This window comes from Mesorhizobium sp. INR15 (assembly GCF_015500075.1).
Taxonomy (GTDB): domain Bacteria; phylum Pseudomonadota; class Alphaproteobacteria; order Rhizobiales; family Rhizobiaceae; genus Mesorhizobium.
Map to the genome: position 1 here is coordinate 6,340,774 of NZ_CP045496.1, position 19,547 is coordinate 6,360,320.

16 protein-coding genes and 1 pseudogene are annotated in these 19,547 nt (G+C 63.2%); 7 read left to right on the plus strand and 10 right to left on the minus strand.

Features of this window, described 5'->3' with window-relative positions; translation table 11 throughout:
* Positions 1 to 121 precede the first annotated feature (121 nt).
* From GA829_RS30815 to GA829_RS30825, 3 genes are read right to left on the minus strand one after another with little or no spacing between them, the layout of a single operon-like run.
* On the minus strand, positions 122 to 997 hold the full coding sequence (locus tag GA829_RS30815; RefSeq protein ID WP_195176312.1) for an alpha/beta hydrolase: 876 nt from the start codon (positions 995 to 997) through the stop codon (positions 122 to 124).
* Between the two features lie 31 nt (positions 998 to 1,028).
* On the minus strand, positions 1,029 to 1,817 hold the full coding sequence (locus GA829_RS30820) for an alpha/beta fold hydrolase (RefSeq protein WP_195176313.1): 789 nt from the start codon (positions 1,815 to 1,817) through the stop codon (positions 1,029 to 1,031).
* 54 nt (positions 1,818 to 1,871) lie between these two features.
* Positions 1,872 to 3,029, minus strand: a complete 1,158-nt coding sequence (locus GA829_RS30825; RefSeq protein WP_195176314.1) for an FAD-dependent oxidoreductase — start codon at positions 3,027 to 3,029, stop codon at positions 1,872 to 1,874.
* A 229-nt stretch (positions 3,030 to 3,258) separates the two neighbouring features.
* Between GA829_RS30825 and GA829_RS30830 the strand changes: the two genes are divergently transcribed.
* Positions 3,259 to 4,197 (plus strand): LysR family transcriptional regulator, encoded by a 939-nt coding sequence (locus GA829_RS30830; RefSeq protein WP_195176315.1) that lies wholly within the window; start codon positions 3,259 to 3,261, stop codon positions 4,195 to 4,197.
* A gap of 324 nt (positions 4,198 to 4,521) precedes the next feature.
* The gene (locus tag GA829_RS30835; protein ID WP_195176316.1) at positions 4,522 to 5,694 is read left to right on the plus strand and encodes an ABC transporter substrate-binding protein; all 1,173 of its coding nucleotides are present in this window, start codon (positions 4,522 to 4,524) and stop codon (positions 5,692 to 5,694) included.
* Between the two features lie 129 nt (positions 5,695 to 5,823).
* Here GA829_RS30835 and GA829_RS30840 read toward each other — a convergent pair.
* Positions 5,824 to 6,117: pseudogene (locus GA829_RS30840) on the minus strand (ABC transporter substrate-binding protein); the annotation flags it as partial.
* 17 nt (positions 6,118 to 6,134) lie between these two features.
* Between GA829_RS30840 and GA829_RS30845 the strand changes: the two are divergent.
* Together GA829_RS30845 and GA829_RS30850 are read left to right on the plus strand one after the other, a co-directional pair.
* Positions 6,135 to 6,992: a LysR family transcriptional regulator gene (locus GA829_RS30845; RefSeq protein ID WP_195176317.1), complete on the plus strand. Its 858-nt coding sequence runs from the start codon at positions 6,135 to 6,137 to the stop codon at positions 6,990 to 6,992.
* A gap of 124 nt (positions 6,993 to 7,116) precedes the next feature.
* On the plus strand, positions 7,117 to 8,583 hold the full coding sequence (locus GA829_RS30850; protein ID WP_195176318.1) for a M81 family metallopeptidase: 1,467 nt from the start codon (positions 7,117 to 7,119) through the stop codon (positions 8,581 to 8,583).
* A gap of 63 nt (positions 8,584 to 8,646) precedes the next feature.
* Here GA829_RS30850 and GA829_RS30855 read toward each other — a convergent pair whose 3' ends face one another.
* From GA829_RS30855 to GA829_RS30880, 6 genes are all read right to left on the minus strand, one after another.
* Entirely contained in the window at positions 8,647 to 9,666 is a 1,020-nt protein-coding gene (locus tag GA829_RS30855; RefSeq protein WP_195176319.1) for an oligopeptide/dipeptide ABC transporter ATP-binding protein, read from the minus strand.
* Positions 9,663 to 10,700: an ABC transporter ATP-binding protein gene (locus GA829_RS30860; RefSeq protein WP_195176320.1), complete on the minus strand. Its 1,038-nt coding sequence runs from the start codon at positions 10,698 to 10,700 to the stop codon at positions 9,663 to 9,665. The genes GA829_RS30855 and GA829_RS30860 overlap by 4 nt, the downstream gene beginning before the upstream one ends.
* On the minus strand, positions 10,700 to 11,593 hold the full coding sequence (gene ddpC / locus GA829_RS30865; protein WP_195176321.1) for a D,D-dipeptide ABC transporter permease: 894 nt from the start codon (positions 11,591 to 11,593) through the stop codon (positions 10,700 to 10,702). The genes GA829_RS30860 and ddpC overlap by 1 nt, the downstream gene beginning before the upstream one ends.
* Complete coding sequence (locus GA829_RS30870) at positions 11,593 to 12,609, minus strand: ABC transporter permease (protein ID WP_195176322.1); 1,017 nt, start codon at positions 12,607 to 12,609, stop codon at positions 11,593 to 11,595. Before GA829_RS30870 ends, ddpC begins: the two co-directional genes overlap by 1 nt.
* A 262-nt stretch (positions 12,610 to 12,871) precedes the next feature.
* Positions 12,872 to 14,413 carry an ABC transporter substrate-binding protein gene (locus tag GA829_RS30875; RefSeq protein ID WP_195176323.1) on the minus strand — a complete coding sequence of 514 codons (1,542 nt, stop codon included), beginning with the start codon at positions 14,411 to 14,413 and terminating at the stop codon, positions 12,872 to 12,874.
* A 96-nt stretch (positions 14,414 to 14,509) separates the two neighbouring features.
* The gene (locus tag GA829_RS30880; protein WP_195176324.1) at positions 14,510 to 15,193 is read right to left on the minus strand and encodes a helix-turn-helix domain-containing protein; all 684 of its coding nucleotides are present in this window, start codon (positions 15,191 to 15,193) and stop codon (positions 14,510 to 14,512) included.
* A 128-nt stretch (positions 15,194 to 15,321) separates the two neighbouring features.
* Here GA829_RS30880 and GA829_RS30885 point away from each other — a divergent pair, with 128 nt between their 5' ends.
* The 3 genes from GA829_RS30885 to GA829_RS30895 all read left to right on the plus strand — a co-directional run bounded on the left by GA829_RS30885 (position 15,322) and on the right by GA829_RS30895 (position 19,543).
* A complete protein-coding gene (locus tag GA829_RS30885; protein WP_195176325.1) occupies positions 15,322 to 16,470 on the plus strand; it encodes an NAD(P)/FAD-dependent oxidoreductase in 1,149 nt (382 codons plus the stop codon).
* A gap of 25 nt (positions 16,471 to 16,495) precedes the next feature.
* Entirely contained in the window at positions 16,496 to 17,758 is a 1,263-nt protein-coding gene (locus tag GA829_RS30890; protein ID WP_195176326.1) for an amino acid deaminase, read from the plus strand.
* 111 nt (positions 17,759 to 17,869) lie between these two features.
* The gene (locus tag GA829_RS30895) at positions 17,870 to 19,543 is read left to right on the plus strand and encodes a serine hydrolase domain-containing protein (protein WP_195176327.1); all 1,674 of its coding nucleotides are present in this window, start codon (positions 17,870 to 17,872) and stop codon (positions 19,541 to 19,543) included.
* Positions 19,544 to 19,547: the final 4 nt, after the last annotated feature.

The following is a 19,547-nucleotide window of genomic DNA, read 5'->3' on the forward strand; positions in this document are numbered from 1 at the left end:
CCAGCATCCTGTCGCCACGGATAGCCGACCTGCGGGACGAAGCATCCCATCGAGGGAGCCGCCGACTATCCCCGGCAAGTCGCGACCAGCCCCACGCTCCGGCGGCAACAGGACCTAGGTCTCAGCCCGGTCCATTGATGAGTTGCACCAGCGCCCGCGACAGCACGCTGCCGTCCGAGGCGAGATCGAGCAGCACGTCGAAATGGTTGCGGCTGGCCACTTCGATCAACCGCGAGGGAAACCCGGCTTCGCGCCAGAGCCGATCATACTCGGTCGACTGGCGCTTGAAACCGGCGGGTTCGCCATCGGCATAGGCGACCACGATCGGGCAGCCTTTGGCCGGAATATTCGTCGCCGGGCTCAGCCGCTCAACCATCGCATCGTCCAGCTTGATCCAGTCCTGCACGAAAGACTTCGCGATCGGCGCCAGATCAAAAAGGCCGCTGATCGGCAGCGCGCTCTTCACCACATTTTCCGGCACGCCAAATTCTTCGTGCCATCCGCCGGAGAGCACCACTCCGGTCAGATGGCCACCAGCCGAACTGCCACCGACGTGGATACGTTCAGGGTCGATGCCGTAGCGGTCCCCGTTCTTCCACAGGAAGCCGATCGCCGCGCGGACCTCGCGCACGATCTCTTCCAGCGTCACCTCCGGCGCCAGCCGGTAATCGACAACGGCGGTGGCGATGCCATGGCGGGCAAGCATGGCCGCCATGAAGGCGGAATCGTGCTTCGACAGCATCCGCCAATAGCCGCCATGGATGAAGACGAAGACCGGGCGCGGCTCGGGTCCGGTGCCGTAGATATCGATCGTCTGGCCGCTGCCGGCATCATAGACGAGATCGAGATGCGACGCATGGCCCTGCATCTCCAGCGAGCGCCTGCGATAGTGCCGCATCGCCGCATCGAAGACCTCCATGGTCACCGACGCGCGGGCGCTGTAGTCGCGGTCGAGGACCTCACGCGGCCAATCTGCTTCCTTCGCAAGCGCGCTCATCGCAACTCCATCCACATTCCTGGTGTCAGTCCTACTTTACGAAGGCACGAATGGTGTCGGCCACCAGCTTCGGCTGTTCCAGCGTCGGGAAATGCGTCTTGCCCGGCAGCTTGTTGGGCTTGTACCAGTCGTTCCCAGCGGCGAAATCGAGCTGCGCCTGCGCGTATTCCGGCTCGAAGGGTTGCGAATAGATATGCGTGATCGGGCGATGTTGCTTCATCTCAGCCATGCGCTGCATCGGGTTGCCCCATTTGCGGTAGGCCCTGGCGATCTCGCGGCCCGACCGCGCCCACATCTCGAAACTGTACTTGGCCATCTCGTTGTTGACGTGGTCGATAATGTCGAGGTTTTCGGTATCCCCGATCCAGTAGTTGAAGAAATCGCCGCGACCGTTCTCCCAGTTGGACCGATCTTGGATATGATCGATCATCGAGAAGAAGGCCTCGTTGGGCGTTGTCTGGATCCAGTCGATCACCACGCAACGCGGAATGCGCGTCTTACCCAGGCGGTCGGTGACCTCGATATTGGCCCATCCGCCATGCGAGGTCGAAACCGGCACGACCGTGTCGATCTTCATGTGATCGAGAAAGGCCACGACATCGTCAGCCTGGTCATCGGTGGTGAAATCGCCGTCGTGGCTACGGTGCTCGCCATGGCCGCGCCAGTCGAGCCGGATGACGCGGTGGGTCCGGGCGAGTTCCGGCGCCAGCGTCTTAAACAGGCGGTGATCCTGGCACCAGCCCGACAGAAGCAGCAGGGCCGGCCCCTCCCCGATGTCGTCATAGGAAAATGTGTTGGCGCCGAGCGTGACGGATTTCATATATGGACTCCGAACTGATGAGGAGCGAACGGCTCTCGAAAACATCGATGGGGATCAGGCCAGCGCGTCGGTGGCGGTCGGGGCGTGGCGGGCGGTTTTCATGCGTTCCATGCCGATCTCGCGGCTCTTGCCCGTGATCTTCAGTACCTGCGAGCGGATATCGTCGGGCCATAGGTTCATGTCACCAAGGCGCTCGGCGGTGTCCTGCGTGTGCTCGGTCATCGGACGCTCGCGAGCCTCCCAGGCGGCCAGCGCCTCCGTCACTTCGGTTGTGCCGTCCACGGCTGCCGCCAGGCCAAGCCCGTTCATCAGCGCGCAGCCGCCGCCTTGTCCGAGATAGGGCGGCATGGCGTGAGCGGCGTCACCGAGAATAGCGACCCGGCCGGCGCTCCATCGCTTGAGCTTGACCACCTCGAACGCATCCCAGCGCCCGGCGTCGCCGAAACGAGTGACAAGATTGGCGAGATGCGGGAAGGATTGTGTCCAGAGCGCGCGGTCAGCCGGAACCTTCAGCGCAGCCGCGTCGTCGGCGGCGCAACATAGCGCGACATACAGATCGGTGGCGCTGGCCGGCGTGTAGAGGATCCGGCGCGAGCCGGTGAAATATTCGATATAGCGCTCGCGGTCCTCCACCGGCACGTCGCCGTCGTCGCGCGCGATCAGCATGCGGATAGCGCCATAGCCGAGATGCTTGCGGTACATCATCAGGTCGAGTGAATCGCGCACCCTGGAATTGATGCCATCGGCGCCAACGACGAGGTCGGCCTTTCGCCGCGAACCATCCGCCAGCACCAGTTCGCCCTCGGCGGTAGCGCCGACAGCTTCCGAATTGGTGAGGATTTCGACGCCGCTGCGACGGCACGTGTCGACCAGCGAGTTGATCAGCGTCTCACGCAGGATGGTGATCAGGCGGGCGTCCCCGATGCCGTTGATCGGGATTTCCTCCATCGTCGTGTTGTTGTGGTCACGCGTATGGAATTGCGGGCCGACATGCGCCCCGACCGTCGCCTGGCCGTAGGCGCCGATGGCCTGCAGCACGCGCAGGCCGTTGCTCCAGATGTAGATGCCGGCACCGAAGGTCCTGAGAGTCGGTGCGCGTTCGTGCACCGTCACCGACCAGCCGCGCTGCGCGAGTGCCGCCGCCGTGGTCAGGCCGCCAATTCCCGCGCCGGCGATTTCTGCCCTGCGTCCGGCTCCGGTTTTCTCCATCATGTCTTGAGTTTCCTCCCCGTGCGGCAATCCTGCCGACGTTTGCGGCGAAGCGCCCCTGGCGGCTTCGGCCTGAAATACCTCCAGGCACCGGCCACGATCCCCGCGCCGCCAGCGCCCTGTCGGGGCATAGGTTCCAGCGAACAGGAATTCAGACAAGTGAATTCTCTGGAATTTTCTATGAGCATCTGGAATATCAGGCCGGCATATCAATTGGAAAACGGCAACCACGATGAAGCTGGTCACCAGCCGCCTCACGATCCGTCACCTGCGCATGGTCGTGGCCATCGTCGAGGAAGGCAATCTCGTGCGCGCGGCCCGGCGGCTGAACATGACGCAGTCGGCCGTGACCAAGGCCCTGCAGGAGATCGAGGCGCTGACCATGGCGCGGCTGTTCGACCGCACCAATCGCGGCGTCGTGCCGACTGTGTTCGGCGATACGCTGGCCCAGCACGCCCGTCTTGTCATCACGCAGCTTGCCCATGCCGAGGAACATCTGGCCGATCTGCGCGACGGCACCGGCGGCCGCGTCGCGATCGGCACGCTGCTGTCGGCCTCCGCTGAACTGCTGCCGACCGCCATTGCCCGCCTGCGCAAGGAGCGGCCCAAGCTTGTCGTCAAGGTCGTCGAAGGCACCAATGATGTGCTGATCCCCGCGCTCAAGGCCGGCGAGCTCGACATGGTGGTGGGGCGCCTGTCCGAGCACCGCGACCGGCTGAATGTCGTCCAGGAAGTGCTGATGGACGACATCGCCCGCGTCGTCGCCCGGCGCGGCCATCCGCTGGCCGAGCGCCAGCAACTGAGCCTCGCCGACCTGATCGGCTGGGAGTGGATCCTGCCGCCCCAGGAGACCAGCCTGCGCCGCCAGATCGACATCGCCTTTCGCGAGGAGGGACTGGAGCCGCCGCCGCATGCGGTCGATTCCGTATCTCTTCTGACCAACCGGGCATTGTTGGTCGATGCTGACTATCTCGGCGTCTTTCCCGCGCAGGTCGCGCGCCGCGAGGCGGCGGCCGGCGCCATCACCATATTGCCGGTGACATTGCGCGCCACCGCCATGCCCATCGGCATCACCACCCGCACCAATGCCCGGCTCTCGCCGGCGGCAGAGGTGCTCGTCGAGACCTTGCGCCAGACCGCCGCCGACCTCAGCGTCATGAGAGATCGGTAACCCGGAGCCGCCGGATATTCCATTTCGTTATGGCTGGATGACGAGTTTTCCATTTACCGCAATGATGATTGCGCCAAGGTTGGCCGGTTGAACCAGCCTGGCGGGACCATACCGGCCGGCTGGACGACACTGGGAGGAGTGGCGTGTCGCCTGCGGTCCATCGGCTCGGAGACTGGCGAACCAATGCCGGTCGCCAGGCGTTGGGGTGACCGCCTGACGTGCTGAACCTTCCCTGCAAAATCACAGGCTGCCTTCGACGGCAGCGGAAACCACGATCCGGAATCGCACAAAGCGGCCGGGAATTTGAGGGGAGAAACTGACCTGATGCGTTTCAAGGGAATTCTGTCGGCGGCCATGCTGGCCCTGTCGATAAGCGCCGCCCATGCCGAGGATCCGCTCAAGATCGGCATGATCACCACGCTCTCCGGCCCGGCCGGGTACCTGGGCCAGGACATCCGCGACGGCTTCCAGCTCGCCATCGACCAGAACAAGGGCCAGCTTGGCGGCAAGCCGGTGGAACTGGTGGTCGAGGACGACAGCCTGAAGCCCGGCAACGCCAAGCAGATCGCCGACAAGATGCTGTCCGAACAGGGCATCAAGATCTTCACCGGCATGGTCTTCGCCAACGTCGCCTTCGCGGCGGTTCCCGACATCCTGGACGGCGACGCCATCTATGTCAGCGCCAACACGGCATCGGCGACCTTCGCCGGCAAGGATTGCAACCCGAACTATTTCGTCAGTTCGTGGCAGGATGACAGCCAGGGCGAAAGTGCCGGCGCGCTCGCCCAGTCGCTCGGCTACAAGAAGGCCTTCCTGATCGCGCCGAACTATCAGGCCGGCAAGGAGACGATGGTCGCCTTCAAGCGCTTCTACAAGGGCGAAGTCGTCGGCGAGACCTATACGGGTCTCGATCAAACCGATTTCGCCGCCGAGATGGCGCAGATTCGCGCCGCCAAGCCCGACGTTGTCTATGAATTCGAGCCCGGCGGCCTCGGCATCGCCTTCATGCGCCAGTACCAGCAGGCCGGCCTGCTCAAGGACATCCCGATGGTGGTCCATCCGGCATCCCTCGACCAGGTCATCGTCCAGGCTGTCGGCGATGCCGCCGCCGGCGTGAAGGTCACCAGCCACTGGAACGACGATTTCGACAACCCGGTCAACAAGACCTTTGTCGCGGCATGGCATGCCAAATTCGGCGACCGTCCGATCACCTATTATGCCGCGCAGGGCTACGATGCGGCGCTGCTGATCGGCACCGGCCTGGAGAAAGCGGGCGTCGAAGACCTGCCCGCCTTCCGCAAGGCGCTTTTGACCTCGGCCATCCCCTCGGTGCGTGGCTCGTTCAAGTTCGGCCCGAACCAGCACCCGATCCAGGACTGGTATGCGCTGAAGGCGGAAAAAGGCGCCGATGGCAAGATGGTGCTCAAGACAGACGGCAAGGTGCTGACGGCGCATGGCGACAGCTACGCGGCCGACTGCAAGATGCCGAAGGACTGAAACGGTCCGGCGTCCGTGCTGCCGTCACATGCGGCTGCGATGCGACGACATTGTTTGCAGCTTGCAAACGATTGATGCCCGGCAGTGGTGCCGGGCATCTCTTTTTTGTAACCTCTGGGCTCCGGGTTCCTATTTTTGGAAATAGGTCGGCTTGCCGTCCTCACCCTTCTTCCATTCATAGATGACGTAGTCCGGACGCGTTGGGTCGCCCTTCGCGTCGTAGCCGAAGTCGCCGATGGCGGTCTTGAACGGACCGTATGCCTTGATGGTGTCGGCAACCTTGGTCGCGTCATCGGCGGAGCCAGTCTTGGTGATCGCGGCGGCGATAATCTGGACCGCGGCATAAGAGTACAGCGTGTAGGCTTCCGGCTCGAAGCCGGCTGTGCGGAACCTCTCGACGATATCCTTGGCGGCCGGGTTCCGATATCAGCAGAATTGATATGCAAGCTCCACTCGATCTCAGGCTTCTGGCAACGTTCGTTCGTGCGGCTCACTCGGGAACGCTGAGTGCGACGGCGATACAGGTCGGGCGCACGCAATCCGCCGTGACCATGCAGATCCAGCGGCTCGAGGAAGCGCTCGGCCAAAGCCTGTTTCACCGGAGCGGCAGCGGGGTCCGCCTCACCGGGAATGGAGAACGCTTCCTCGCTTATGCCGAGCGCATTCTCAAAATCCATGACGAGGCTATCTCGGCGCTCTCGGACAAGGGCTTGCGTGGCTCGATGACATTCGGCAGCCCCGAAGACTATCTGATCGCGTTCTTCCCCACGCTCTTGCGGAGCTTCGGAAGCATTCACCCCGATGTCGAAATCAAGGTCGTTTCGGCGCCGACCGTTGAACTGCGCACGCTCCTGCATTCACGGCAAATCGATCTGGCGCTTGTCTCGATCCCCGATGCAAGCGCCTCACGGGATGTCGTGCGAACGGAAGCGCTCGTGTGGGTCGGCAGCAAACCGACGCTGGAGCTTCATAATTTTGGCGACACCGTTCCCCTGGCATTGCCGGCGTCGAACGCCATGGACCACCGGGCTGCCTGCGATGCCATGGCCGGTGCGGGCCTGCGCTACAGGATCTCGTATGCGAGCAACAGCCTTGCCGGGTTGATAGCCGTCGCCCGCTCCGGCCTGGCGATCAGCGTGATGACAGAGGAAGCGGTGCCTCCGGACCTTTTCATTCTCAATGCGCCGATGCCTCAGTTGCCTCGGCTTGGGGTGTTGATCGCTTTTGCGGAATCCGAGCCATCACCGGCGATCGAGGCCTTCGCCAATCACATCAGGCGTATTCTTCCATCGCTTTAGGATCAACGATATGGCCGCCCGCCTGATCCCGCCCGCACAGGCGCATAGCTCAGTTGACTTTCCGAACATAAACAGATTTTTATTGATCATAAAAATCGTTTCGGTTGGCGTATGAGGTGGTTTCGTGAAGTTGTTCATGGCTGGGTTGGACACCGAAACCAACACGTTTTCTCCGATACGCACCGGCCATGACGCGTTTGCCGAGGGGCAGATTGCGCATGGCGATGCCACCACGAAGCCGCTGAACTGCTGCTCGTCGCAGCTGTTTGTCTGGCGGGGTGCCGCCCGTGCGCGCGGCTGGGATATCGTCGAGAGCCTTTGCGCCGTGGCGGAACCCGGCGGCACGACAACACGCTCCGTCTACGAGGCTTTCCGTACCGAGATCCTGCGCGACCTCAAGGCCGCGATGCCGGTCGACGGGGTGCTTCTGGCTTTGCACGGCGCTTGCGTCGCCGAGGGTTATGACGACGTCGAAGGCGATCTTCTGGCCCATGTCCGAGCACTGGTCGGGCCCGATATTCCCATCGGCGCGGAGCTCGATCTGCACTGCCATTTGACGCAGCGCATGGTCGAAAGCGCGACGATGATCGTTGCCTATTTGGAATACCCCCATACCGACATCGAGGAGCGCGCCGGCCATTTGTTCGAACTGATGGCCAAGGTGCTGGCAGGCGAGGTACGCCCTGTCATGGCGCTGTTCGATTGCCGCATGATCGGCACCTTCAGGCCGCATCAACAACCACTGCGTGGCCTCGTCGATCGCATGAAGGCGAGCCAGGGCCGCGACGGTATCCTGTCGGTGTCTTTCGGGCACGGCTTCCCGTGGGGCGATGTCGCCAATGTCGGGGCCAGGATGCTGGTCGTGGCGGATGGCGATGTGGGCAAGGCGCACGCGGTCGCGTCGGCCTTTGGTAAGGAGATTTTCGCGCTGCGCGATGCGCTCGAGCCGCATCATCTTGGCATCGACGAAGCGCTTGACCGCGCGATGGCGATCGACGGCGGGCCGGTGGTGCTCGCCGATGTCTCGGACAATGCCGGCGGCGGCGCGCCGGGCGATTCCACGTTCATCATTCGCCGTGTCATCGAGCGTGGCATACGCGGCGTTGCCAGTTGCCTCTACTGGGATCCGATCGCGGTGCGGCTGTGCCAGGCAGCCGGCGAAGGCGCGACGCTGCCGCTGCGGATCGGCGGCAAGATCGGCCCGGCATCCGGCGAACCGCTCGACCTCACCGTTACCGTGCGCCGCATCGCTTCCGGCGTCACCCAGCGCTTTGGCGTGGTGCCGCTGCCGATCGGCGACTGCGCCTGGGTCAGCGCCGACGGCATCGATCTCGTGATCAACAGCGTGCGGACACAGACCTTCCACCCTGAATGCATGACCACGCTTGGGCTTGATCCCGCGACGCGAAAGATCGTGATCGTCAAGTCGAGCAACCATTTCCGTGCCGGTTTCGAGCCGATCGCCAGGGACATCCTCTATGTGGCCGCTCCCGGCGCGCTGCAGCCCAATTTCCGCGATCTGGCATACACCAAGCTGCGGCACCCCTACTGGCCCAAGGTGTCGGATCCGTTTTCGGAACTGGCCGTATAATCCAGACCTGAATACCAGCCGTTGCATCGGCAAGCCGGGTAACCCGGCTTGCCGATGCTCTGTTCAGATCTCGCCGGCTTGCGCCCGATGGCAGCGGACCGAGCGCGGCGATGCCGCCTTGTCCTGCTGGGACATAGCTCCGGCATCGCCGCCTGTCTCGACAAGCGGTTGCGGGCGATCACAGCCAGCGGCGGCGAACGAGCAGCGATCACGATAGTAGCAGCCGGTGGGCAGGACCCGATTGTTGGGCAATTCCCCGACGCGGGTCGCGGCGAGCTCGGGCAAGGGATGGCTCAGGCTGGGAACGGTGGCGAGCAAGGTCCTGGTATAGGGATGGGCCGGGACGTCGAGCACCTGCACGGCTGGTCCAGCCTCGACAATCTGGCCAAGATACATCACCGCGACGCGGTCGCAGAAGTGGCGCACCAGCGAGACATCGTGCGAGATCATGAGATAGGCGAGGCCCAGTTCGCGCTGCAGTTTGAGCAAGAGGTTGATGATCTGCGCCTGCACCGAGACGTCGAGTGCGGATGTCGGCTCGTCCAGGATCAACAGGTCCGGATCGGTGCTGATGGCGCGGGCAACCGCGATGCGCTGCCGCTGGCCGCCGGAGAATTCATGCGGCCGCCGGTCCAGGTGCTCCGGCCGCAAGCCAACGGACGCCGCGAGTTCGGCGGCGCGCGCCCGCAACTCGGCTTTCGACATGCCGCCGCGTACATGCAGCGGCTCGGTAATCAGCCGCCAGACCGGCAGGCGCGGATCGAGCGACGATTGCGGATCCTGGAAGACGATCTGCATCTGCTGGCGGATTTCACGTTTGCGCTTGCCGCGCGCGTCGTGAAAATCCTGGCCGTCAATCAGCACCTTGCCTGAACTGCGCTGGACAAGGCCGATGATCGCCTGGACGAGCGTGCTCTTGCCGCAACCGGACTCGCCGACGATGCCAAGGCTTTCGCCTGGGCGGATCGTCAGGTCAACCTGGTTGACGGCATGGACATAGGATTTGGATCCGCCAAACCAGCCGCCGGGAATGGGAAAGTTGACGGTCAAGTCCTCGACGCTGAGGAGAGGCGCGGTCGTCATTGCTGGGCCTCGCTGATCATCGATGGCTGGATCATTTCGCGCCGCCAGCAGGCGACGAGATGATCGGGAGCCGGCGCCATCGACGGCGGCTTCGTGAAACACTGTTCGTTGGCCTCCGGGCACCTTGGCCGGTAAAAGCAGCCTTGCGGCGGATCAAGCAGGTTGGGCACAGTGCCGGGAATGGCTTCCAGTTCGGCTTTCGGCTCCACCCGTTCCGGCAGGCAGCGCAGCAGGGCTTGCGTATAGGGATGCTGTGGCGATTCCAGCACCGCCCGCGTCGGACCGGCCTCGACGATGCGCCCCGCATACATGACGTAGAGCCGGTCGCAGAGCTGCGAGACGACAGCGATGTTGTGCGAGATGAAGACGACCGAGGTGCCAGTCCGCTTGGCGCGGTCCAGGATCAGCCGCAGGATCACCGCCTGCACGGTCACATCAAGCGCCGTCGTCGGTTCGTCGGCGATGATCAGGCCGGGATTGCAAGAGAAGGCCATGGCGATGAGCACGCGCTGCCGCATGCCGCCCGACAATTCGAACGGATAGGCCCGCATGATGCGCTCGGGCTCCGCGATCAGCATGTCCCTCAGAATGCCACGTGCCGTGCGCTCGGCCTCTTCGCGGCTCACCGCTTCGTGGCGCTGGATGACGCCGACCAGTTGCTTGCCGATGCGGATGGTCGGATTGAGCGCGTTCATCGGCTCCTGGAAGATGGTCGAGACCAGCTTGCCTCGGACATCCTGCAGTTCGGTCTCGTCCATCGCGAACGGGTCGCGGCCAAACAGCCGGATACTGCCTGACGTGACGCGGTAGCGGCCTTCCGGCAGCAGCCTTGTCGCCGCCATCGTGGTCACCGACTTGCCGCAGCCGGACTCGCCGACGAGGCCGACAATCTCTGAATTGCCGATCTCGATCGTCACATCGTCCAGCGCCTTGATGGCGCCGGCATAGGTCGGGAATTCCAGCGACAGGCCTTCGATGGTAAGTGCCGGGGGTTTCTGCCCGTCCGGTTTCCTGGGTTCGGATGCAGAGGCCATCATCGTCCTCCTAATCGCGGATCGAGCATGTCGCGGATGCCGTCGCCAAGCAGGTTGCAGCCCATGGCGGTGATCAGGATGGCAAGGCCGGGAAAGGTGCAGTACCACCATTGGTCGAGGATGTAGTTGCGGCCGGTGCTGACCAGCGCACCCCATTCGGAAGTTGGCGGCTGCGCCCCCAGGCCAATGAAGCTCAGTGCGGCGGCAATCAGCACGATGCCGCCAAGGTCGAGCGTCGCCTGCACGATGATCGGCGACATCGCGTTGGGCAGCAGATGCCAGCGCAGGATGTAGAGCGGCGAAGCGCCGAAGGTGCGCGCCGCCTTGACGTAGACCCGCTCGCGCAGCGACAGCGTCTGCCCGCGCGCCAGCCGCACATAGGCTGGAATGCGAACCAACGCCACGGCCAGCATCGAGTTCACCAGGCTGGGGCCTAGTGCCGCCGCCAGCGCCATGGCCAGGACCAGTGCCGGCAAGGCCATGATGACGTCCATCAGCCGCATGATCGCGGTGTCGATGCGGCCGCCCAGTATGCCCGACAGACAGCCGATCGCCACGCCGACGCCGACCGATATGAGGACGATCATGAAGGCGGCCACGCAGGAGGCGCGCGATCCGTAGATGATTCGCGAGAACAGGTCGCGCCCTACCTCATCCGTACCGAACCAGTGCTGCGCGCTCGGCGGTTGCAGACGCGCCGACAGCATCAGCTTGTCGGGATTGTAGGGCGCGATCAGCGGCGCGGCGACGATCATGATGATGACCATGACGATGATCGCCACGCCGACCAGCGTCAGCGGACTGCGGCGGGTCAGATACCAGAGAAAATGCAACCGCGACTTCCAGCCGGAAGCGGCAGGGACGGACTGCGCCAAGGGAGATGTCACGCTCATCATCCGATCTCCCTGATCTGCGGATCGGCGAACATATAGGCGATGTCGACGACGAGGTTGATGAGGACGTAGCCGATCGACGCGACCACGGTGAACCCCATGATCGCCGGGAAATCGAGGGTCTGGATCGAGGTCACGACATAGGTACCCATGCCGGGCCACGCGAACACGGTTTCGGTCAGCACCGCGCCGTAGAGAAGATCGCCGAGCGCGAGGCCGAGCAAGGTGATCGACGGGATCAAGGCGTTGCGCAAGGCATGGTTGAAGATGATGACCCGGCGCCTCAGGCCGCTGGCACGGGCGGTGCGGATATAGTCCTCCTCCAGGACATCCAGCATCGATGCCCGGATCTGCCGGGTGATGACGCCGAGATTGGCGAAGGCAAGCACGAAAGAGGGCAAGATGAGATGCCGCACGCTGCTCCAGAATGCATCCATGCGGCCTTCGAGCAATGAATCGATCAGGAAGAAGCCGGTGACACGCGTCGGCAGCGCAATGCCCATGTCGATGCGGCCACTGCCGGGCAGAATGTGCAGCTTGGCGTAGAACAGCAGCACCAGCACCAGCGCGAACCAGAACACCGGCATCGAGATGCCGCAGACAGAGATGGTGCGGGCCACCTGATCGATCGGGCCGTCCTTGTAGATCGCGGACGCCACGCCAAGCGGAATGCCGATGACGATCGCCAGGATGAGCGAGATGGCGCCGAGTTCCATCGTCGCCGGAAGGAAGGTGGCGATGTCGCCGGCAACCGAGCGGCGTGTCCTGAGCGAAGTGCCGAGGTCGCCGTGCAACAGGTTGCTGACATAGATGGTGAACTGGTCCCAGACAGGCCGGTCGAGCCCGAGATCACGCCGCACGCTCATCAGCGTCTCGGCGCTTGCCCTGTCGCCGGCAATCATCCGGGCGGGATCTCCGGGGATCAGGTGGGAGATGATGAAGGTGATGACCGCGACGCCGAAAACGACGAAGAACAGCATCACAAGGCGGGGGATGATAATGCGCATGATCGTCATGTGAGGTCGGTCCTCGCGGCGCTGCGGGTTTCGTTTCCCTATGGAAGATGACGACCGGCCAGGCGTTGCGCCCCGCCGGCCGCCGGACATTGTCCGAGGCTTCCGCTGCTCAGGATATCACGGAGACGGCGCGGCCAGATGCCTCCTGATATAGAGCGGGAGACATCTGGCGGCGCGGCATTGCGCAAGGCAATGTCGCCAGGAAAGTCAGGTTCCATAGGGGTGGCAAACCGGAGCGCCAAAGGCGCTCCGTCGCGCGCGATCATTCAGACTTCGACATGGTGGCGAAGTTGTAGACCTGGATCAGCATCGGGTTGTAGACGTAACCCTTGACCACCGCGCGGCGCGCGAAGATGTCGTTCTTCTGCATCAGGTAGAGATAGGGCGCATCCTGCGTCGAAAGCTTCTGCGCCTCGAGATAGAGCTGCTCGCGCTTGGGCTGGTCGATGATGCTGGCGGCCTCGCGGACAAGATCGGCAACCTTGGGATTGTTGTAGAAGGCGCGGTTGCCGGGGCCACCCATGCGGTCCGGATCGAACCAGTAGTTCATGAACATGTAGGGGTCGGCGAAGTCAGGCGTCCATGCGCCTGGGGCCAGGTCGTAATTGCCGCTCGCCGCCATCTCACGCTTGGTGGTGTCGGCGACGGCCTGCAGGTCGAGCTTGATGCCGATGTCGGCAAGGTTGGCCTGCAATGCCAGGCCGACCGGCTCCCAAGCTGTATCTGCCTGCGAGAATGTGTAGGTGAGGTGGATGTCGGACTTGCCGGCTTCCTTCAGCAGCGCCTTGGCCTTCTCGACGTCGTAGCTGTACTGGAAGCCCTGGGGATCATGCCCCCACATGCCGTCCGGAACAGCGCCACGCATCTGCTCGGCCTGGCCCTGCATGATGCCGTCGACGATGCCCTTGTAGTCCACCGCGTAGGAGATCGCCTGGCGCACGCGCGGATCGTCGAGCGGCGGCCGCTTGTTGTTCATGTAGACGTAGTTGACGTAGAGGCTCGGGTTGCTCTCCACGACGATGCTGGCGTCGCTTTTCAACGCCGCTGCCTGATCGACGGGGACCTGTTCGATAATGTCGGCATCGCCGTTGACGAGTTGCAGGCGCCGGGCTGAAATTTCACCGACGGTACGCACCACGATCTGCTTCAGGGCGGGAGTTGGGCCGCTGTAATGCTCGTTGCGATCGAGCACGACACTCTGGTTTCGTTCCCAGCTCGTGATCTTGTATGCGCCACTGCCGGCTGTGTGCTCGGCAAGCCAGGCCTTGGCCATGTCGCCATCTTTTTCATGTTCCATTACCTTGGGATTGATGATGGCCGCGCCCGAGACGGCCATGGTCGAGAGGAACGGCGCGAACTGCGAGGAGAGAATGAACTTGACGGTGCCTGGATCAACGACCTGCACTTCCTTCAGCACGGGAAAGGCATCTGAAGGGCCTGCCTTGAGCTTCATCGCCCGGTCGAAACTGAACTTCACGGCGGCGGCGTCGACAGGTGTGCCGTCATCGAACTTGTGTCCCTGCGCCAGCTTGAAGGTCCAAACCGTGTTGGTGTCGTCGACGGTCCAGCTTTCCGCAAGCTCCGGAACGACTTCGGTGGTGGCGCCCTTGTAAGCCACCAGATGCTCGTAAGCGGCATAGATGAAGGTATAGCCGCTGTTGCTGATCTCGACCCCGGGGTCCGCGGTCGGCGCGTCCTCCGCCCGGCTGAGAACCAGCACATCCGAGGCGGCCCATGCTGCTTGTGTGAGCGACGAGGTGACTAAAAGGGCAAGGCCCAACTTCTTCCAGTGCGCGAAAACCATCTCTCTACCCTCTGAGGTTCGGCGGACTCGAACGACGCCTGTTTCCGGCAATTTGTCCGCCGGATCAGATTAGGCAAGGGTTTTCCTAAGCGCAACTTATTTTCTTATCGTACTCACAAGTTGCTCGGTCTTGGCACGGGGTGTCAGTTTCGAAATAGCGCTTTCGCTGATCGAGGACGAGCCGATCGCGTCGATCAACTCCTTCTCCGAAGTCGAGCAGATGCAGACAAAGCTTACCGGTTTCTCGCTTACCGTCAGGTAGGCATGCCCCATAGTCGCGTCGAAATAGACGGAGTCTCCGGCCCTCAGCTTCACAGGCTCATAGTGCTCGGTGTGAAGTTCCAGCTCGCCCTCGACCACATAGGTATACTCCTCCCCGACATGGCGGATGAAAGCACCGAACTCTTCCATCGTGCGGGCATGCGCCGTGCCGAACATCGGCACGATCGATTTTTTCGAAATGTCGGTGCACAGATAGAGGTAATCGTAGTTCCTGGTCTTGATGGAACGGCCTTCGCCAGCCCTGCTGATCGTGCGGCGGCCGAGCGGACTGGGGCTGGTTTCAGCCGCACGGGTCCCGAACAATTCGACGATGTCGACCTTCAGCCCCTCCGCCAGTTGCACGATGCGGTCGTATGTCAACGACATCTGGTTGTTTTCAACCTTGGACAGCGTCGATATCGCGAGCCCCGTCATCGCGCTGACTTGCGACAAGGTCCAATGGTTTCGCGTGCGGATTTCCCGCAGGAAATCGCCCAGGCTTGCTTTCTGATCCGTCATTTCAGCTGCTGATCCCGCATCTCAGACCTTTAGGGATACTACACTCTAATTTTTTGCGCGATACGGAAAACGACTTGATCAATAGGAAAAATAAGTTTCTGATAGGGGTAATCAGCCTCAGGTGAATGATGTTCGACTTTGTTGTGATCGGCGGTGGCATAGCGGGCGCATCGGCGGCTTATGAATTGGCCGACGGGGCAAGCGTCCTGCTTGTCGAACGTGAGGAGCATTGCGGCTATCACACGACCGGCCGCTCCGCCGCGCTCTTTTCGGAAACCTACGGCAACGCCGCGATCCGGTCGCTGACGCGCGCCAGCCGCCGCCTGTATGAGGCGCCCCCGGCCGGCTTTTCCGAACATCCCCTGCTGACGCCACGCCATGTGCTTTTCATAGCACGCGCCGATCAGGCAGCGAGCATCGCCCATCTGAGCGAGATCTTCATGCAGGCCGGCGGAAAGCCGCCGCGGGTTCTCAGCGCCGATGCCGTGCGCGAGCGCGTGCCGATCATGCGTACCGACTATGTGGCGCAGGCCCTGCTTGATGAGACGTCGATGGATATTGACGTCCATGCCTTGCATCAAGGCTATCTGCGCGGCGCCCGCGCACGGGGCGCCAGCATCGCGGTCTCGGCCGAAGTCCTGAATATTGACAAGGGGCCATCCGGCTGGCGTGTCACCACGGCAAGAGAGCAGTTCCAGGCAAGGACCATCGTCAATGCCAGCGGCGCATGGGCAGACAGCATTGCGGCGATGGCTGGCGTTGCAGCGGCCGGACTGACGCCGCTGCGCCGCACCGCCATGATGCTGGACCTGCCCGATGGCATTGACGCTTCGTCCTGGCCGCATGTGATTGACGTCGATGAGGAGTTCTATTTCAAGCCGGACGCGGGACGGCTTCTTGCCTCGCCGGCGGACGAAACCCCAAGCGAACCATGCGATGCACAGGCCGACGAGTTCGATATCGCCGTCGCCATCGACCGCATCCAACAGGCGGCCGACCTGCCGGTGCGTTCGATTCCACGCCGCTGGGCCGGCCTGCGCACCTTCGCCGCCGATCGCAGCCCGGTGGTTGGGTTCGACCCGCGTGTCGAGGGTTTCTTCTGGCTGGCTGGCCAGGGCGGCTATGGTATCCAGACAGCTCCGGCGCTGGCCAAGGTGGTCGCCGCACTGGCCAACCGCAGGCCAATAGCCGACGAAATCCTCGAAGCCGGTTTCAATCCCGACGCTGTTTCGCCCGCCCGCTCCGGGCTTGGCGCGGCGGTGCATGCCGAAGCATAACTCTGATCTTGGGGGAGATCATCCAATGGCCTTCAATCTTGACGCACTGGCGACGGTCGTCCTGGACGACAGCATCAAGGGCATTCCATTCGGTGCGAAACTCGGGTTCGCCGATGTCGCCGCCCAGGGCTGGAACATGCTTGCCGGCGACTTGCCTTTGCCTGCCGCGGTCATTCGCGCCGACGCCCTTGCCCACAATTCGCGCTGGATGCAGCGTTTCGTCGCCGAACGTGGCGCGCTGATCGCGCCGCACGTCAAGACGACGATGTGCCCGCAGATCATAGCCCGTCAGATCGCGGATGGCGCCTGGGGCGTCACCGTCGCCACGGTCCAGCAGATGCGGGTCTGCCGTACTTTCGGCGCCGACCGGATCATTCTCGCCAACCAGGCTGTCGGCCGAGCCGAGCTCGACGCGATCGCCGCCATGGTCAAGGCGCCCGATCTCGACTTCATGATGATCGTCGACAGCGCCGCCGGCATCGAGGCCGCCGCCGAGACAGTCCGGCGCAACCAGCTCGACCGTCCGCTGCAACTGCTTCTTGAACGCGGCTACCCCGGCGGCCGCACCGGCTGCCGGACCAATGACATCGCCATTGCCCTCGCCAGACAGATACGCGCAGCCCCGGAGCTTCGCCTTGTCGGGATCGAAACCTTCGAAGGCCTGATAAAAACCGAAAACGGCTCGCCCGACCAGGCGGTCGGGGCCTTCATGGATGAGATTGCCACGCTCTTCGGCCTGTGCGCGAATGAGGATCTGTTTGAGAGCGATGCGCCGGTGATCACCGCCGGCGGCTCCTCGTACTACGACATCGTCATCGATGGGCTGGCGCGTTGCGGCGCCCGTGTGGTGACGAGAAGCGGCTGCTACGTCACGCATGATTCCGGGCTCTATCAGAGCGCCCACGAGCGCCTGCAAGCCAAGACCGGCGCGCAGGACGGATTGCGCAGAGCGTTGGAAATCTGGGCTTACGTGCAATCGATACCGGAGCCGGGGCTTGCCTTGCTGACCGCCGGCCGGCGTGATTGCGGTACGGATTCGGGATTCCCGGTACCGCTGCTGTTGTCGCGGGCGGGTGCCCGCCCGCAGGACCTGCCGGCAGGGTGCGAGATCGTCAACCTCAACGATCAGCACGCCTACATGCGCTTTCCCATCGATCTGCCACTTGCCGTGGGAGACCGTGTCGGGCTCGGCATTTCTCATCCCTGCACGACATTCGACAAGTGGCAGATCATCTACCTCGTCGACGACGACTACAGGGTGATGGAAGCGATGAAGACCTTCTTTTAAGCCGGCGCACCACCGTCCGGTACTTGGCGGGATCGAGCTTAGCTCAACTCGCCCTCCCCCGCGGAATGACCAAGTTGATTGTCAGCGACTGATTTTTCGAGGAGACCACCAATGAGCCGACTGTCCGCCGCCGCTAGCGAGCTGTTCGAGGACCTGATCCGACAGCAGGTCGAGGACAAGGCGATCCCCTCCATCTCGTACGGCCTTGTCGACCGCGACGGGCTGATGGCGGCCGGCCATATCCAGCGCCATGACCGCGGTTTCGCCATGGGCGACGACACCTGTTTCCGCATCGGCTCGATCACCAAGACATTCACCGCCTTGTCGATCATGCAGCTTGCCGAGAAGGGGCTTGTCGATCTCGACGTCGACGTCTCCGAATACCTGCCCGGCTTTAGGCCAATCAATCCGTATGCGGGACGCGATGGCGGCCCGCATGGCTCCCAGATCAGCCTGCGCAAGCTGATGAGCCACACCGCAGGCATGGTGCGCGAGCCCAAGAGCGGCCACTACCTGGACGCGTCGCGGCCGCCGCTGGCTGACACCGTGGCCGAACTTGCCACTTCTATCCTGAAGCAGGATCCGAGCCTTGGCGAGATGCACTATTCCAACGCCGGCATCGCCGTGGCCGGGATGGTCATCGAGACGCTGACGGGCAAGAGCTACGCCGAATACGTCACTGAAAATGTCCTGAAGCCGCTCGGCATGGACCAGACTTCGTCGGGCCTGGCGCCGGGCATTGCCGAGCGGTTGGCGCCGGCCGACATGTGGACGCTGGAGGGCGACAGTCCGGCGCCTGTGTTCGATCTTGGCGGCCCGCCCGCCGGCAACATCTATTCCACCATTGGCGACATGGCGCGCTATGCCCAATGCCTGCTGCGCGGCGGCTTCGCGCCGGACGGCCGGGTCATCGCGTCACCCGGCTCGCTGCGCGAAATGTGGGTGCCGATCGGCAAGCGCGCCTCCGGCGAAAGGGTCGCCAACACCTATGGCCTGTGCTTCGGCGTCGGCGATGTCGACGGTTGGACGTCGGTGGGACATGGTGGCGCCGTCTATGGCTATTCCTCGCAGATGATCCTGCTGCCAGCCGCCGGCGTTGGCGTGCTGATCTTCTCGACACTGGATTTCTCCAACCAGATCGGTGCGCGGCTGGGGGTCGAGGGCCTGCGCATCGCGCTGGCCGAACGCCACATGGGCGCGTTGCCAGCGCGGCGGCAGAGCCTGCCGCCTGTCGCCGCCGATCAACTCGCGGCACTTCCCGGCCATTACCGGAACGAGACTTCCGGCGAGATCGTCGAGGTCAAGGCCAGGGCTGAAAAACTCTACCTGATGGGCGAAGGCGTGCCGTTGCAGATCCGTCCCATCGCCGGCTCGGATTTCACCATAGACGGACGTATTTACGGTCGCGGTGCCGAGTATCCGCATATGAACCTGTCGTTCCCCAAGCCGGGGAGCTTGGTGTGGAAGGGCGCGCACTGGTCGCGCATCGATGCACTGCCCGCCGAGACGGTGCCAACCGAGATCGCGCCGCATCTCGGCGAATACGGGCCGGACTTCAACATCACCTATCTGAGCTACAGCCATGGTCAGCTGAAATGCCTGATCGAGTATTTCTGCACCCACAATTGCGAGCCGCTGGAAGCCGGGCGCTTTCGCATGCATGGCCTGCTCTACGAAGAGGAAGTCCTCGAACTCGATGCCGTTGACGATCATGGCCGGCATGGCATCCGCGTCGGCCCGATGTTCCTCGAGCGCCGGCACGCCCCGGCGGCAATCGCTGGCTGAGCGG

Excerpts from the sequence above, each read along its gene's own strand:
- GA829_RS30815 (WP_195176312.1), bottom strand. The coding sequence starts at position 997 with ATGAGCGCGCTTGCGAAGGAAGCAGATTGGCCGCGTGAGGTCCTCGAC.
- GA829_RS30820 (WP_195176313.1), bottom strand. The coding sequence starts at position 1,817 with ATGAAATCCGTCACGCTCGGCGCCAACACATTTTCCTATGACGACATC.
- GA829_RS30825 (WP_195176314.1), bottom strand. The coding sequence starts at position 3,029 with ATGATGGAGAAAACCGGAGCCGGACGCAGGGCAGAAATCGCCGGCGCG.
- GA829_RS30830 (WP_195176315.1), top strand. The coding sequence starts at position 3,259 with ATGAAGCTGGTCACCAGCCGCCTCACGATCCGTCACCTGCGCATGGTC.
- GA829_RS30835 (WP_195176316.1), top strand. The coding sequence starts at position 4,522 with ATGCGTTTCAAGGGAATTCTGTCGGCGGCCATGCTGGCCCTGTCGATA.
- GA829_RS30845 (WP_195176317.1), top strand. The coding sequence starts at position 6,135 with ATGCAAGCTCCACTCGATCTCAGGCTTCTGGCAACGTTCGTTCGTGCG.
- GA829_RS30855 (WP_195176319.1), bottom strand. The coding sequence starts at position 9,666 with ATGACGACCGCGCCTCTCCTCAGCGTCGAGGACTTGACCGTCAACTTT.
- GA829_RS30860 (WP_195176320.1), bottom strand. The coding sequence starts at position 10,700 with ATGGCCTCTGCATCCGAACCCAGGAAACCGGACGGGCAGAAACCCCCG.
- ddpC (WP_195176321.1), bottom strand. The coding sequence starts at position 11,593 with ATGAGCGTGACATCTCCCTTGGCGCAGTCCGTCCCTGCCGCTTCCGGC.
- GA829_RS30870 (WP_195176322.1), bottom strand. The coding sequence starts at position 12,609 with ATGACGATCATGCGCATTATCATCCCCCGCCTTGTGATGCTGTTCTTC.
- GA829_RS30875 (WP_195176323.1), bottom strand. The coding sequence starts at position 14,413 with ATGGTTTTCGCGCACTGGAAGAAGTTGGGCCTTGCCCTTTTAGTCACC.
- GA829_RS30880 (WP_195176324.1), bottom strand. The coding sequence starts at position 15,193 with ATGACGGATCAGAAAGCAAGCCTGGGCGATTTCCTGCGGGAAATCCGC.
- GA829_RS30885 (WP_195176325.1), top strand. The coding sequence starts at position 15,322 with ATGTTCGACTTTGTTGTGATCGGCGGTGGCATAGCGGGCGCATCGGCG.
- GA829_RS30890 (WP_195176326.1), top strand. The coding sequence starts at position 16,496 with ATGGCCTTCAATCTTGACGCACTGGCGACGGTCGTCCTGGACGACAGC.
- GA829_RS30895 (WP_195176327.1), top strand. The coding sequence starts at position 17,870 with ATGAGCCGACTGTCCGCCGCCGCTAGCGAGCTGTTCGAGGACCTGATC.